General features: G+C 67.5%; 15 protein-coding genes. 4 read left to right on the top strand and 11 right to left on the bottom strand.

The genetic code is table 11. The features are described from left to right. Positions 1-125: 125 nt before the first annotated feature. A complete protein-coding gene (locus ULB03_RS07455; RefSeq protein ID WP_322482580.1) occupies positions 126-716 on the bottom strand; it encodes a hypothetical protein in 591 nt (196 codons plus the stop codon). 697 nt (positions 717-1,413) lie between these two features. Between ULB03_RS07455 and ULB03_RS07450 the strand changes: the two genes are divergently transcribed. Both ULB03_RS07450 and ULB03_RS07445 read left to right on the top strand, forming a co-directional pair. Then, entirely contained in the window at positions 1,414-1,884 is a 471-nt protein-coding gene (locus tag ULB03_RS07450; protein WP_322482579.1) for an Hsp20 family protein, read from the top strand. 87 nt (positions 1,885-1,971) lie between these two features. Then, complete coding sequence (locus ULB03_RS07445; protein ID WP_322482578.1) at positions 1,972-2,217, top strand: DUF1150 family protein; 246 nt, start codon at positions 1,972-1,974, stop codon at positions 2,215-2,217. A 183-nt stretch (positions 2,218-2,400) separates the two neighbouring features. Here the strand turns inward: ULB03_RS07445 and groL are convergent, their stop codons facing one another. Beyond that, positions 2,401-4,032 (bottom strand): chaperonin GroEL, encoded by a 1,632-nt coding sequence (gene groL / locus ULB03_RS07440; RefSeq protein ID WP_145734844.1) that lies wholly within the window; start codon positions 4,030-4,032, stop codon positions 2,401-2,403. A 105-nt stretch (positions 4,033-4,137) separates the two neighbouring features. After that, positions 4,138-4,425, bottom strand: coding sequence for a co-chaperone GroES (gene groES / locus ULB03_RS07435; RefSeq protein WP_040848135.1), 288 nt, complete (start codon positions 4,423-4,425; stop codon positions 4,138-4,140). Positions 4,426-4,713: 288 nt separating this feature from the next. Here groES and ULB03_RS07430 point away from each other — a divergent pair, with 288 nt between their 5' ends. Beyond that, positions 4,714-6,003: a hemolysin family protein gene (locus ULB03_RS07430; RefSeq protein ID WP_322482577.1), complete on the top strand. Its 1,290-nt coding sequence runs from the start codon at positions 4,714-4,716 to the stop codon at positions 6,001-6,003. Positions 6,004-6,051: 48 nt separating this feature from the next. On the opposite strand, the gene ULB03_RS07425 is transcribed toward ULB03_RS07430, so the two are convergent. Together ULB03_RS07425 and ULB03_RS07420 are read right to left on the bottom strand one after the other, a co-directional pair. After that, the gene (locus tag ULB03_RS07425) at positions 6,052-6,561 is read right to left on the bottom strand and encodes a hypothetical protein (protein ID WP_322482576.1); all 510 of its coding nucleotides are present in this window, start codon (positions 6,559-6,561) and stop codon (positions 6,052-6,054) included. Further along, positions 6,555-7,127, bottom strand: coding sequence for a hypothetical protein (locus ULB03_RS07420; protein ID WP_322482575.1), 573 nt, complete (start codon positions 7,125-7,127; stop codon positions 6,555-6,557). The genes ULB03_RS07425 and ULB03_RS07420 overlap by 7 nt, the downstream gene beginning before the upstream one ends. A gap of 472 nt (positions 7,128-7,599) precedes the next feature. Here ULB03_RS07420 and ULB03_RS07415 point away from each other — a divergent pair, with 472 nt between their 5' ends. Continuing rightward, on the top strand, positions 7,600-8,979 hold the full coding sequence (locus ULB03_RS07415; RefSeq protein ID WP_322482574.1) for a hypothetical protein: 1,380 nt from the start codon (positions 7,600-7,602) through the stop codon (positions 8,977-8,979). A 61-nt stretch (positions 8,980-9,040) separates the two neighbouring features. Here the strand turns inward: ULB03_RS07415 and upp are convergent, their stop codons facing one another. The 6 genes from upp to ULB03_RS07385 all read right to left on the bottom strand — a co-directional run bounded on the left by upp (position 9,041) and on the right by ULB03_RS07385 (position 13,671). Then, positions 9,041-9,691, bottom strand: coding sequence for a uracil phosphoribosyltransferase (gene upp, locus ULB03_RS07410; protein WP_145734840.1), 651 nt, complete (start codon positions 9,689-9,691; stop codon positions 9,041-9,043). 166 nt (positions 9,692-9,857) lie between these two features. Then, on the bottom strand, positions 9,858-10,700 hold the full coding sequence (locus ULB03_RS07405) for a diguanylate cyclase (protein ID WP_322482573.1): 843 nt from the start codon (positions 10,698-10,700) through the stop codon (positions 9,858-9,860). 256 nt (positions 10,701-10,956) lie between these two features. Continuing rightward, a complete protein-coding gene (locus ULB03_RS07400) occupies positions 10,957-11,658 on the bottom strand; it encodes a tetratricopeptide repeat protein (protein ID WP_322482572.1) in 702 nt (233 codons plus the stop codon). Further along, positions 11,613-12,641: a c-type cytochrome biogenesis protein CcmI gene (gene ccmI / locus ULB03_RS07395; protein ID WP_322482571.1), complete on the bottom strand. Its 1,029-nt coding sequence runs from the start codon at positions 12,639-12,641 to the stop codon at positions 11,613-11,615. The genes ULB03_RS07400 and ccmI overlap by 46 nt, the downstream gene beginning before the upstream one ends. Then, positions 12,638-13,129: a cytochrome c-type biogenesis protein gene (locus ULB03_RS07390; RefSeq protein WP_322482570.1), complete on the bottom strand. Its 492-nt coding sequence runs from the start codon at positions 13,127-13,129 to the stop codon at positions 12,638-12,640. Before ULB03_RS07390 ends, ccmI begins: the two co-directional genes overlap by 4 nt. After that, positions 13,126-13,671 carry a DsbE family thiol:disulfide interchange protein gene (locus ULB03_RS07385; RefSeq protein ID WP_322482569.1) on the bottom strand — a complete coding sequence of 182 codons (546 nt, stop codon included), beginning with the start codon at positions 13,669-13,671 and terminating at the stop codon, positions 13,126-13,128. Before ULB03_RS07385 ends, ULB03_RS07390 begins: the two co-directional genes overlap by 4 nt. Positions 13,672-13,678: the final 7 nt, after the last annotated feature.

Here is a 13,678-nt window from a genome sequence, read left to right as displayed (position 1 = left end):
ATCGCCAGTCCCATCACCCTTTTCCTAGGCCGCGACTGCGGCCGCCGGAGCGTTTTGGGAAGCGAAGCGGACTGAAACGCGAGGATAGCCAAAGGGCCGGACGGCCCTGCCGGCGCCTGAGGAACTCAGAGAATCATCGCCGCGAACAGGTTGTCGCGGATGCCCTTGGCCAGCTGGGCGTCCATGTCGCGCGCCATGTCGCGCACCAGCTGCGACCAGGTCTTTTCCCGCTGGTTCAGGGTCACGTCCTCGGACACCGACTGGCTGGAACTGACCGCCACCGACGTGCTGCCGGCATAGCCCTTGGCGGGCAGGTCCACCTGGATTTCCACCTCGAGGCGCCCGTCATAGCGCTGCGACTGGTCGGTGGTGAACCAGCCCTTGATGCCCGTGGTGCGGGGCAGGTTCACCTCGACGATGCTGGCGTTCTTGATGATCACGCGGGCCTTGCCGCTGGAGCCGGCGGCCTTCAGCCGGTCCTGGACCCAAAGGCGCACCACCTCGGCCGGCGTCAGTTGCAGCTGGTATTCGATGTTGGGCGGCTTCATGGGCGACACATAGTCGTTCACCACCTCGATCTCGGCCACGTTCAGGGTGATGGGCGTCTCATCGGCGAAGCCGAAGCCGCCGGACTGGGCCCAGGCGGACCGCACGCCCATACCGGAGGGCGCCATCACCAGCAGACCGAGGACAAGGGCCACGAACAGACGACGCATGGGTCACCTCGAAAAAGGCAGTAAGCCGAAATTGTAGATGGCAATGCTTGTGTCATGAGCCCGCCGGCCGATCAAGCGCCACACCCGGAATATCCCCCGACCAAGGTCAGGGAGGGGGCGGTGGCGACACGACTCGGGGCCCCGACGGGGGGCCTAACCCCAAGGATCGTCCCATCCGCCCTGGCCGCGCGACGGCACGGGTGGTCCACAAGCCTGTCAAGGCCGAATCGGCAACGTCAGAGGCCGCCGACGACAAGGAAATACCCCAGGTGGAGCAGGCGCATTTTCTTGAAAAGCATTTATTTTCAATGGGTTGATTTTATTGCCTATTTTCTGGGCAAAGGGTGCGAAGGCCCAGGACTCCTGGCCCCGGCACCACCCGCTCACAGACTTATCCACAGTTTCTGGGGGTATCTGCCTGCCGGCCCCGGCCCTGGCCGAAAGGCATGCGCCGGTCGCGATGACGAGCATCACAAGGAGGGGAACCAGGAGGGGGAAGCATGCCGGATGCGCCCTGCCCGTGCCAGCGGCGGGCCATGCGTGGACGCTTGTCTTGAACCCTGGGAGGCGGTACCCATGTATCACTCAGGCGGTGCCGTTCCGGGCCGCCGAGCGGCGGGCCGAAGGCGCCGGGCTCTGGTGGGCCCCGCCAAGGCCGCCCCCGCATACTCGCTCGTTGGAGGAGGTTGCCGCCACCATGAATACCCGTGTCTCATTCCTGAACAGCCCCTTCCTGTTGGGCTTCGACCAGTTCGAACGCACGCTGGACCGGATTTCCAAATCCGCCGCCGAGGGATACCCGCCCTACAACATCGAACAGATTGGCGAGGACGGCCTGCGCATCTCGTTGGCCGTGGCCGGTTTCACCTTCGATGACCTGCAGGTGCAGACGGAAGACAACCAGCTCATCATCCGTGGCCGCCAGCAGGACGACAAATCGCGCATCTACCTGCACCGTGGCATCGCCGCCCGGCAGTTCCAGCGCAGCTTCGTCCTGGCCGATGGCATCGAGGTTCTGGGCGCCAGCCTGGACAATGGCCTGCTGCATATCGACCTGCGCCGGCCCATTCCGGAACCCAAGGTCCGCACCATCAAGATCAGCGGCGCCACCGACGGCGCGGCCCAGCCGCAGACCATCGACGTGTCGCCCGATAAAAACCCCGGTTGATCCGTCATTGGGCCATTTTCCGCCCTTATCCTGACAGGGCTTGAAAGAGCCTGTCTTTCTTCACGTTGCGAAAAGCGAGTGATCATCATGACCGACAGCTTCGACACCGAATTCCAGACGCTGAGCGCCGACGCCCTGCGCCATCTGTCCGCCCAGGATTTCGCCGCCTTCGGCGTCAATGTCCTGGCCTATGTGAAGCCGGTGGTGACCCAGGGCATCCTGGGCTATGCCATTCACGCCGCCGATGGCACGCCGCTAGCCATGGCCGCGTCCCCCGATGTGGCGCTGGCCTCCGTCCGCCAGCACGACATGGAACCCCAGCGCGTGCATTGAGCGCGGCCCGCCGCTGAGTTGATCCGGCTGGGACTTCATTGAAGATCAGAGCGCGTGTGGGATGCCCCGCACGCGCTCTTTTCTTATGCGCCGAATTCCATGAACCAAGGCCGCGCGGATAGAAAAAGGGCCAGCCCCCTTTCGGAAGCCGGCCCCCTCTTTCCGATTCGTCTTGGGGACGAATTAGAAGTCCATGTCACCCATGCCCGGGGCGCCGGCCGGAGCGGCCTTCTTCTCGGGCTTCTCGGCGACCATCGCCTCGGTGGTGATCAGCAGGCCGGACACGGAGGCCGCGTCCTGCAGGGCGGTGCGGACCACCTTCGTCGGGTCGATGACGCCGAAGGCGAACATGTCACCGAACTCACCGGTCTGGGCGTTGTAGCCGAAGTCGGCGCTGGACTGGTCCAGCAGCTTGCCGACGACGATGGAACCGTCGGTGCCGGCGTTGAAGGCGATCTGGCGCACGGGGGCCTGCAGGGCCTTGCGGATGATGTCCACGCCCACGCGCTGGTCGTCGTTGGCCGGCTTCAGGCCGTCCAGGGCCTTGGTCGCGTACAGCAGGGCGGTGCCGCCACCGGCCACCACGCCCTCTTCCACCGCGGCGCGGGTGGCGTGCATGGCGTCGTCAACGCGGTCCTTGCGCTCCTTCACCTCGACCTCGGTGGCGCCACCGACGCGGATGACGGCAACGCCGCCCGCCAGCTTCGCCAGACGCTCCTGCAGCTTCTCACGGTCGTAGTCCGAGGTGGTCTCCTCGATCTGCGCCTTGATCTGGCCGATGCGGGCCTCGATGTCGGCCTTGGCGCCGACGCCGTCCACGATGGTGGTCGCGTCCTTCGTGATCACCACCTTCTTGGCGGTGCCCAGCATGTCCAGCGACACGTTCTCAAGCTTGATGCCCAGGTCTTCGGAGATGACCTGGCCGCCGGTCAGGATGGCCATGTCTTCCAGCATCGCCTTGCGGCGGTCGCCGAAGCCCGGGGCCTTCACGGCGGCGATCTTCAGGCCGCCGCGCAGCTTGTTCACCACCAGGGTGGCCAGCGCCTCGCCTTCCACGTCTTCCGACACGATCAGCAGCGGACGGCCGGACTGCACGACGGCTTCCAGCACCGGCAGCAGGGGCTGCAGGCTGCCCAGCTTCTTCTCGTGCAGCAGGATGTACGGGCTTTCCAGCTCAGCCGTCATCTTGTCGGCGTTGGTCACGAAGTACGGCGACAGGTAGCCGCGGTCGAACTGCATGCCCTCGACGACTTCCAGCTCGGTGTCGAAGCTCTTGGCCTCTTCCACCGTGATGACGCCCTCGTTGCCCACCTTTTCCATGGCGCGGGCGATCATCTCGCCGATCTCGGCCTCGCCGTTGGCGGAGATGGTGCCGACCTGGGCGATCTCGGCGTTGGTCGAGATCTTCTTGGAACGGCCCTTGATGTCGTTGATGACGGCGGTGACGGCCAGGTCGATGCCGCGCTTCACGTCCATCGGGTTCAGGCCGGCGGCCACGGCCTTGGCGCCTTCGCGCACGATGGCCTGGGCCAGCACGGTGGCGGTGGTGGTGCCGTCACCGGCGATGTCGTTGGTCTTCGAGGCCACTTCGCGCACCATCTGGGCGCCCATGTTCTCGAACTTGTCCGACAGCTCGATCTCCTTGGCGACGCTGACGCCGTCCTTGGTGATGCGCGGCGCGCCGAAGCTCTTCTCGATGACGACGTTGCGGCCCTTCGGGCCCAGGGTCACCTTCACGGCGTCGGCCAGGATGTCCACACCGCGCAGCATGCGGTTGCGGGCGTCGACGCCAAACTTCACTTCCTTGGCAGCCATAATCTCTCTTCCTTGAATTTCCGGGGCCTCATGAGGCCCGCGATGGCTTTGAGGGGAACACGAGAGGGCGGCGACCCGGCAGGGTCAGCCAGCCCGGTCATCCAATCAGGCGACGATGCCCAGGATGTCGGATTCCTTCATGATGAGGTATTCGGCCCCATCGATCTTGACCTCGGTGCCGGACCACTTGCCGAACAGCACGCGATCACCAGCCTTCACGTCCAGGGCGATCAGCTTGCCCTGCTCGTCACGGGCGCCGGGGCCCACGGCGACGACCTCGCCCTCCTGGGGCTTTTCCTTGACGGTGTCGGGGATGATGATGCCGCCGGCGGTCTTCTGCTCACTTTCGACGCGGCGCACCACCACGCGGTCGTGCAGCGGACGGAACTTCATAGGATCTCTCCCTTAAAAGGCAAAAGCTGTGGGGCTGAGCCTGCTGTTAGCACTCAACCCCGGTGAGTGCTAGCGGAGATAATACGAGTCCGGATGGGAATCAAGGGCGCTGCGCAGGACGGCACCATCGGTCGCCAAAACGTCATGACACGGGGATGGTCGCCCCCCCGCTTTGGAGGCATAAGCCGTAAAACTTGGCTGCCCTGTGATGGCGGGGACGCGACAGACTGTCCGTCCATGCTATCGTGCCGCGTGTATCCCCTCCCGACAGGCCCCGACGCCGCCCTGATGCTTTACCTGCAAATCGCCATCCTGGTTCTGCTGATTCTGTTGAACGGCTTTTTCGCCATGTCCGAACTGGCCGTCCTGTCCGCCCGGCGCAGCCGGCTGACGGCCATGGCGGAGAAAGGCCAGCGTGGCGCCCGCACGGCGCTGGCCCTGCAGGAAAGCCCGTCGCACTTCCTGTCCACGGTGCAGATCGGCATCACCATGATCGCCATCGTGGAGGGCGCCTTCGGCAGCGCCACGCTGTCCGGCCCCCTGGCGGAAAGCCTGGCGGCGGTGCCGGCGCTGGCCCCCCATGCCGACAGCATCGCCGTCGCCCTGGTGGTGGTGTGCATCACCCTGCTGTCGCTGATCGTGGGCGAACTGGTGCCCAAGCGCCTGGCCCTGTTCGCCACGGAACGGATCGCCGTGCTGACCGCCCCCTTCCTGCAGGGGCTGTCGCGCATCGCCTCCCCCGTGGCCTGGTTCCTGGGCGCCACCACCGAACTGGTGCTGAAACTGTTTGGCGCCGCCGGCAAGCCGGAGAACGCCGTCACCGAGGAAGAGGTGAAGAGCCTGATCGCCGAGGGCACGGCCGCCGGCGTGTTCGAGCCGGAGGAGCGGCGCATGATCGAAAGCGTGCTGGGCCTGTCCGACCGGCCGGCGCGCGCCATCATGACCCCGCGCCTGGACGTCATGTGGCTGGACCTGGACGACGACGTGGCGCAGCTGACCAAGGAAATCCAGGAGAGCCATCACAGCCGCTTCCCCATCTGCCGCGGCAGCCTGGACGAGGTGGTGGGCGTGCTGCACGCCAAGGCGGTGCTGGACGCCGTGCTGGCGGGTGAGACGCCGGACCTGGCCAAGCTGGCCAACCCCGCGCTGATCGTCCATGACGGCACCCAGGTCATGCGCCTGCTGGAACTGTTCCGCTCCTCCGGCCAGCAGATGGCCCTGGTGGTGGACGAGTATGGCAGCGCCGAGGGCATCGTCACCCTGACCGACATCCTGGAATCCATCGCCGGCGACTTGCCGGAAGCCCACGACGCGGACGAGGATGAGTTCGTGCGGCGCGAGGACGGCTCCATGCTGATCGACGGCCGCATGGACATCGAGGAGGCGGCCCACGTCCTGGACCTGCCGGGCCTGCGCGACGGCGGCGACTATCTGACGCTGGCCGGCTTCCTGCTGTTCAAGCTGGGCCACCTGCCCCGCGTGGGCGAGGGCGTCGCCCACGCGGGCTATCGCTTCGAGGTGGTGGACATGGACGGCCGCCGCATCGACAAGATCCTGGTGATCCCGCCGGCGGAGTGACCCGGCAGGGCCACTCTCACCGGCCTGACGCCGACCGGGTCGCCGGCCTCAGGCCGGCTTCAGGGTCAGCTCATTCACCGTGCCGTCATGCACGCCCAGGTAATAGAAGCGGCCATTGAAGCCGATGGCCACGATATTGCCGTTGAGCCGGGCATCCAGCGGACCGGAGCGGGCCAGTTCCAGGCCGGTGTTGGCGTCCCGCCACACCACATAGTCCTGGCCGTCCAGATAGTCGGTGCCAATGATGTTGCGGCGGTGTCGCGGCCCCACCACCGCCCAAAACGAGTCCATGGTCTGCGGCTGCTGCCAGACCGGGACGAAGCCCACATCCGCCTTGAAATCCAGCGCCGTCACCAGCCCGACCTTTTCATCGCTGGTGTAGACGCGGTTATGGGCCGCATCCAGGGCCGGCTTTGAGTATTCCTCGCTGGGCGCGCCGTGGGGAAACGGCACGTGATGGTGGCTGAGGGCGGCGTTCCCGCTGTGGAAGGCGGAAATGCGCAGGGGCTTCTTCGCCTCCAGGAAATTCGTCTGCACCACCACCCAGCCATTCAGCATGCCGCAGGCCGGGCCCGGCTGTTCCCCCGGAAAACATATTGCGGGTTCCAGCTGGGATCGAGGGTCAGGCTGTCCGGTCCCAGCCGATAGCGCCACACGTGCGTCAGTCCCGGCAGGTAGACGAATTCGTCGGGCGCCTGCCCATCCACCATGACCCGGCCCAGGACGGGTTCCGGCGTCTCGACGACGGCCTTGATCTCCAGCGTGTCGGCATCCACCGAGACCAGGAAGGCGGGGATGCCGCTCTCCTTCACGGCATAGAGCCCCGGCAAGGAATTCACCAGCGGGCGGCCCCGTTCCAGGGACTTGGCGATGATGTCGCCGCTGCGGGAAATGACGAAGCCGTTATAGGCGGCCCCGAAGCCGCCGGGGTGCTCGGGCAGGTCTATGGTGCGATGGGCCCCGGTCGCGGGGTCGATCTTGGCCAGCTTGGCGCCCGTGACGACATACAGGAAGCCGTTGCCGTGGACGCCCAGCACCCCGGGCCAGTCGAAGTCGTGCTCAAAGGGCACCTTGAAGTGGATGCGCCAGCGCTCCTCCAGCGTGTCCGCATCCAGCCGGGCCACATAGGACCCGGTCTCATCGCCGACATACCCCCCATAGATGAACAGCTCCCCCGCTCCCGGGTGACGATGTTGTAGGGGTTGGGATAGGTGCCGGGGGCAAGGCGGACCGCCACCTTGGCGCGGGCCGTGCCCGTCAACTGGGCCACATCGCAGCTGTGGGGGAATTGCTGGCTGCGGATCGAGTCGAAATGCTCGAACGGCATCATGGTCCGATACCAGGGGCCATCACTCGGCCCGGGGATGAAGGCGGCGGACTCGGGACAGGGGTCTGACATGGAACAGCCTCCCTTAAGGCGCGTGATGGTTCAGGCGGGATATTATCCTTAAGGTTGTATATCCCCTCACATCCCTGGACAATAGACAGATAAAAAAATAGCGTCCTGGCACAACATACAACTTATTGACGTAAACACGTCATTAATTTCGATCCACTGCGGGATGTGATCGCCCGCCAGCCGCCAGGAGCAGCCCCATGTCCATCGAGGTCAGCACCGTCGTCGTCCCGCGCGTGGAACCCCGGCCCATCGCGGCGGAACCGCCGCCGCAAAATCCCTACATGGCCCCCAACGGCCGCAACAACATGCACAACGACGCCTTCATGTCCGACACCTACGGCTGGGCCGGCCCCTTGGGCGGCACGCTGGTGGTGAGCTACCAGTCCCTGGGCGGCGAAGGCGCCTCCATCACCTATGATCCCAAGGGGCGCCTGGTCACCGTTTGCATCGGGCCGGACAGCCGGCGCCTGCTGTTGCTGGATCCCGGCACGCTGGATGTCCTGGCCGCCATGGACCTGCCCTCGGGCAAGGGGGGCAGCACCGGCTTCGGCGGTGGGGGCTACATCTATCTGAACGAGCGCAACCAGGCCGTCCTGCCCACCGCCAACCAGCAAATCTGGGTGGTCGCCGTGCCGGAGGGCAGCGAGGGCTTCCGCGTCGTTCGCGTCCATGACCTGACCGGCAGCATCGGCGATACCAACGCCAGCATCCTGTCGGCCCTGCCGGACTGGAGCGGCCGGCTGTGGTGGATCACCGACAGCGGCGTCGTCGGCTATATCGATCCCGACTCCGGCGCCTGCTGGACCCTGACGCTGGACGCGCCGCAGACCATCGGCAATTCCTTCGCCGTCGACGAGACGGGCGGCGTGTTCATCGCCAGCGATTACGCGCTCTACCGCTTCGACGTGCCGGCCACCGGCACCCGTCCGCAAGTGACCTGGTGCTACAGTTATGATCGCGGGCTGGGGCAGAAAACCGGCCAGCAAAGCTGGGGCACGGGCACGACGCCGACCCTGGTGGGGACGGCCCCCGGGGAAAGCTATTGCGGCATCGCCGACAACGCCTATCCCCAGATGCACGTCGTCGTCTACCGGCGGGAAAAGGATGTGCCGGGCAACCGGGTGGTGGCCCAGGTCCCCGTCTTCCCCAAGGGGCACAGTGACACGGAGAATTCCCTGATCGGCTGCACCGGCAGCTTCTTCGTGGAAAACAACTACGGCTACAGCAACGGCGTGTCGACCCGGCCCGTGGTGCCCGGCATGGCCCGCGTGCGCTATGACAACCGTCCCTGTCCCGGCACGGTGGCCTGGGAGAACGAGCACGTCACGGTGCCGTCCGTGGTGTCCAAACTGTCCCTGGCCACCGGCCTGCTCTACACCTACAGCCTCAAGATCGAGGACGGGCGCCACGACTGGTTCCTGACGGCGGTCGAGGCGGAAACGGGAAGCATCGCCTGGAGCGCCAAGGTCGGCAGTGGCATCCTGTTCGACAACCACTATTCCGCCCTGTCCATCGCGCCCGATGGCACGGTCTACATCCCCACCGCCCTGGGCATGGTGATGATCCGTGAGGCCTGACGCCAGAGGCCGATCCTGAAAGATGAGGGGAGCCGGGGCGCCAGCCCCGGTTCACCCGATGCTATTTCGTCCCGAACAGCCGGTCGCCAGCGTCCCCCAGGCCGGGGACGATGTAGGCGTCATCGGTCAGGTGGCTGTCCAGGGCGGCGGTGTAGACCTTCACGTCCGGGTGGGCATCGTGGAAGACGCGCACGCCCTCCGGCGCCGACACCAGGGCCATGAAGCGGACCTGGTCGTCGGCCACGCCGTGGCGGTTCAGCACGTCCACCGCGTGCACGGCGGAATTGCCGGTGGCCAGCATGGGATCGACCAGGATGAAGGTGCGGCCCTGCGCGGCCGGCAGCTTCACCAGATATTCCACCGGCTGCTTGGTGTCGTGGTCGCGGTAGAGGCCGATATGGCCCTCGCGCGCGCCGGGCATCAGTTCCAGCAGGCCCTCGGCCATCACCAGGCCCGCCCGCAGGATGGGAACGACGGCGACTTTCTTGCCCTCGATCACCGGGGCGTCCATCTCCACCAGCGGCGTCTCGATCCGTTCCGTGGTCAACGGCAGGTCGCGCGTCAGCTCATACCCCATCAGCAGCGCGATCTCCCGCAGCAGTTGGCGGAAGCCCATGGTCGAGCGCCGCTTGTCCCGCATGTGCGACAGCTTGTGCTGGATCAGCGGGTGATCGGCGACGAACAGGTTGGGGAATTCGGGGACGGTGCGCATGGGCGGCTAAACCACGGATCGGCAATGGTGGAATTGGTTCCAAGCTAGCGGACCGCGCGCCTTGGCGCCACCATCCCGACAGGGGTGGCGGCACGGACGACAGAAACACCGGCTGGAGCGGTGACCGGTTACCCCGGCCGGATGATCCTGACCAGTTGGTCAAGCCTCATGGCTGCCCCGCAGCGACCCGGGCCGGCGCGCCCGCCCGGACCACCCGATTCCGGCCCTGGTGCTTGGCCGTGTACAGCGCGGCGTCGGCCTCCGCCACCAGATCCTCCGGATCGCCATCGGGCTGCGCTTCGGCCAATCCGAAGCTGGCGGTGAAGTGGATGGTGCGCCCGCCGCCAATGGCGACCGGCAGCGCCTCCATATCCTGGCGCAGCCGCTCCACCACGGCGTAGCCGTCCATGACGGTGGCGTCCTTCAGCAGGATGAGGATTTCCTCGCCACCCAGGCGGAAGGCCTCGTCGAAGCTGCGGATGCCGCGGTTGATGGCGCCGGCCGCGGCCATCAGCACGCGATCCCCCGCCTCATGCCCATAGGTGTCATTGACCGACTTGAACTTGTCGAGGTCGCACAGGGCCACGCAGAAGGGCCGGCCGGTGCGGCGGTAGCGGTTGGCCTCGCGCTCCATCTCCTCGCGCAGGCCGGTGCGGTTGCGCAGGCCGGTGAGAGGGTCGATGCCGCTGCCGGCCACGCTGAACGCCCGCTCCACCCGCCGCAGCAGGCCCATGAACTCGTCGAACTTCTCGATCACCGCCTCATAGGCGGCCAGCGACGGCGGCTGGCCCTCGCAGGCCCGCATGTGCACCAGGCGGGCCATGCGGTGCATTTGGTCATGCAGGGAGATCAAGCGGTCGATGGCGGGCTGGTCCGCCAACTCGCTTCCCGAGGCGCCGCGCACCCAGGCGGGAAAGGCCGTGGGCACAGGCAGGACGACGCCGTCGCCCTGGTTGAAGAACGCCGCGCGGTGCCACTGGCCTATCCACCGGAGATGCTCGTCCACCACACCGGCCAAACCGGCGGCGGAAGGCAGGGGGACTCATTCATCGCGGAAAAGCGATCCTGGCATCGCGGGAAAACGATCTTGGGTGGCGGGGCATATGCCGCAAGGATAGGCGCACCGGCGGCATGCGCGGACAATACCCGCACTTTAGGTCATTCACCTATGGTTTGCATCGGGCATGACTTCACACCAAGGGATAGGGTGGCGGCGGCGCAACACCAGCCGCCCGCCCCTTGCCACTTACCCCGGTGGATGAAGGTCAGGATCCCAGGGCCTTGAGCCGGCCTTCCAGTTCCTTGCGGTCGTCGGAGCCCTCGGGCAGCAGGGGCAGCAGGCGGCCCCACAGGTCCTTCGCCTCCGCCTTGCGGCCATTCTCCGCCGCGTCCAGCCCCAGATACCACAGGGCCTGGGGGTTGTTGGGCGAGGATTTCAGCACCACCCGCAGGGCGGTGAAGAAGGCGGGCGGCGGGTGGCCACCATCCGACGGCAGCAGCACGCGGGCATAGGCCAGGTTGATCTGGGCGTCGTCGGGGGCGGCGGCCACGGCCTTGGCCCATGCCTCCCGCGTCTTGGCCACGTCGCCCGTCGCCTCATAGGCCTGGGCCAGCCGCGCCCAGCCCTCGGGCTTGCCCGGCTCCTTCTCCGCCGCCGCCTGGAATTGGGCCAGCAGCGACTTCACCGTGGCCGAGCGCTGTTCCGGCGTCATGGTGGCCGGGTCCGGCATGCCGGGCGGGACGGCGCCGGCGGCCGGCGCGGCGGTGGTGTCGGCGCCATAGCGCTTGGCGTTGGCCTCGGCCTCCGCCGCCTTGTCGGTCTCCCCCAGCACGCGATAGGCGCGGGCCAGGCGGGACCAGCCCTCGCCATCGTTGGGCTGGGCCTTCAGCCGGTCCGCCAGACGCTGCACCATGCCCCGGATCATGGTGTTGCGGTCGTCGCTGGACATGGTGGAGGCGGCGGCCATGTCGTCAGCCGTGGGACCTGGGGCCGTGGGACCTGGGGCCGTGGCGCCGGGAGGGGGGCGGAGGTGGAGGTCGCGGGTGGGCCAGCGGGCGGAAGCGGCTGCGGCGTCACCGCCGCCGGGTCCATGCCCGCCTCGGTCGCCGTCTCGCCCAACTGGCCACGCAGGAAGGGCACCCAGGGCGCGTCCGCCGGGCTTTCCGCCAGCAGGGCGGACCAGCGGGTGATGGCGCCCTTGAGGTCGCCGGCCTGGCGCACGGCCAAGCCGTCGTAGTAGCGCGCGCGGGGCTCCTTGGGGTTCAGCGCCAGGGCCTTGGCCAGCGCCTGCTTGGCCTCCGGCCCGACCACGCCATCGGCCGACAGCACCAGCGCCTCGGCCCGCGACGCCTGCAGGTTGGCGTCATCCGGCGCCAGTTCGACGGCCTTGGCCCAGGAGGCGGCGGCCTTGTCATTCTGGCCCAGCATGCCCTGGGTGGTGGCCAGGGCCTTCCACGCCTCCAAATCCTTGGGATGGTCCGCGACCCGGGCCTGCAGGGTGCGCAGCACGCCCTGGGCCTGGGCATTCGCGCCCTGGTCTGTGCGGCTGGCCGCCGGCTGGCCCGGCAGGTCCGGATTGCCCAGGCGCAGGTAAATACCCATGGCCAGCAGCGGCACCGCCGCCATCAGGGCCGTGGCCAGCAGGCGTGACGGCTTGGCCGGCGGGGTGGGCGTCGCCGCCGCGACCGCGCGCGCGGCCTGGACCCGGGCATCGGCGGCCAGCAGGCGGCGGCTGACCTCCGTCCGGGCGGCGGCGGCCTGGTCATCGGTCAGCAGGCCGCGCGCCACATCGCGCTCGATCTCCGCCAACTGGTCCTTGTAGATGGCGACTTCCGGCGTGCCCTCGGCACCCGGCGTCTCCGCCCCTGCGGAACGCCTCATCAGCGGACGCAGCAGCGCCAGCAGCACGCCCGCCGTCAGCAGGGCGGCGGCGATCCAGAACGCCATCATGGCCGCCCCTTCCCTTCGTCCTTGTCATCCATCAGCAGGGCCAAGTGGGCTTTTTCCTCCGCCGAGAGGGGCGGCGCCACCGCCTCGGCCCCCACCGTGCCGCGCCGGCCCCGCCACAGCAGGATGCCGCCACCCACGACCAGCAGGGCGAAGGGCCCGAACCACAGCAGGTAGGTCGACGGCCGCACCGGCGGGCGCAGCAGGACATAGTCGCCATAGCGGTCGGTGAGGAAGGCCACGGCCTGGGCGTCGCTGTCGCCCTTCACCAGCCGTTCGCGCAACAGCAGGCGCAGGTCGCGCGCCAGGGGGGCGTCGCTGTCGTCGATGGACTGGTTCTGGCAGACCAGGCAGCGCAAATCCTTGGAAATGGCGCGCGCCCGCGCCTCCAGCGCCGGGTCGGCCAGCATCTCATCCGGCTGCACTGCGTGGGCCAGGGGGCCCGACAGCAGCGTGGCCGCGAGGACCAGGGTGAAAAGCGCCCGCCTCATTTCGACAGCTCATTGATCAGGGGCAGGATGCGGTTCTGCAAATCCTGCGGCGTGATGGGGCCCACCTGGCGGTAGCGGATGCGGCCCTGGCGGTCGATGACATAGGTTTCGGGCACGCCATAGACGCCGAAATCGATGGCCGTACGGCCACTCTCGTCCCGGGCCACGGCGGCATAGGGGTTGCCGTCGCGGGCCAGGATGGCCTGCCCGTCGGCCGCCTTGTCCTTGTAGTCGATGCCGCGGATATCCACCCCCTGCCCCGCCAGGCGCATGAGGATGGGATGTTCGGCGCGGCAGGGCGCGCACCAGCTGGCCCAGAAGTTCACCAGGCGGACCTTGCCATCCCCGAGGTCCTTGGTGGCCACGCCCGGCTGCCCGTCCACCAGCGGCGGCAGGTCGAAGGCGGGCACCGGCTTGTCGATCATGACGGAGGGCAGGCGGTCGGGCGTGTCGCCCTGGTCGATCTGCTTCAGGCGCACGCCGAACCAGCCGGCCAGGCCCAGGAACAGCACCAGGGGTATCAGGAACATCAGGCGGCGCATGCGGGGA

Origin of the sequence: Nitrospirillum goiasense (assembly GCF_034427435.1) — a bacterium.
GTDB lineage: Bacteria > Pseudomonadota > Alphaproteobacteria > Azospirillales > Azospirillaceae > Nitrospirillum.
The sequence above is the reverse complement of the archived record's forward strand: the minus strand, read 5'-3'. Positions and strand labels throughout refer to the sequence as shown.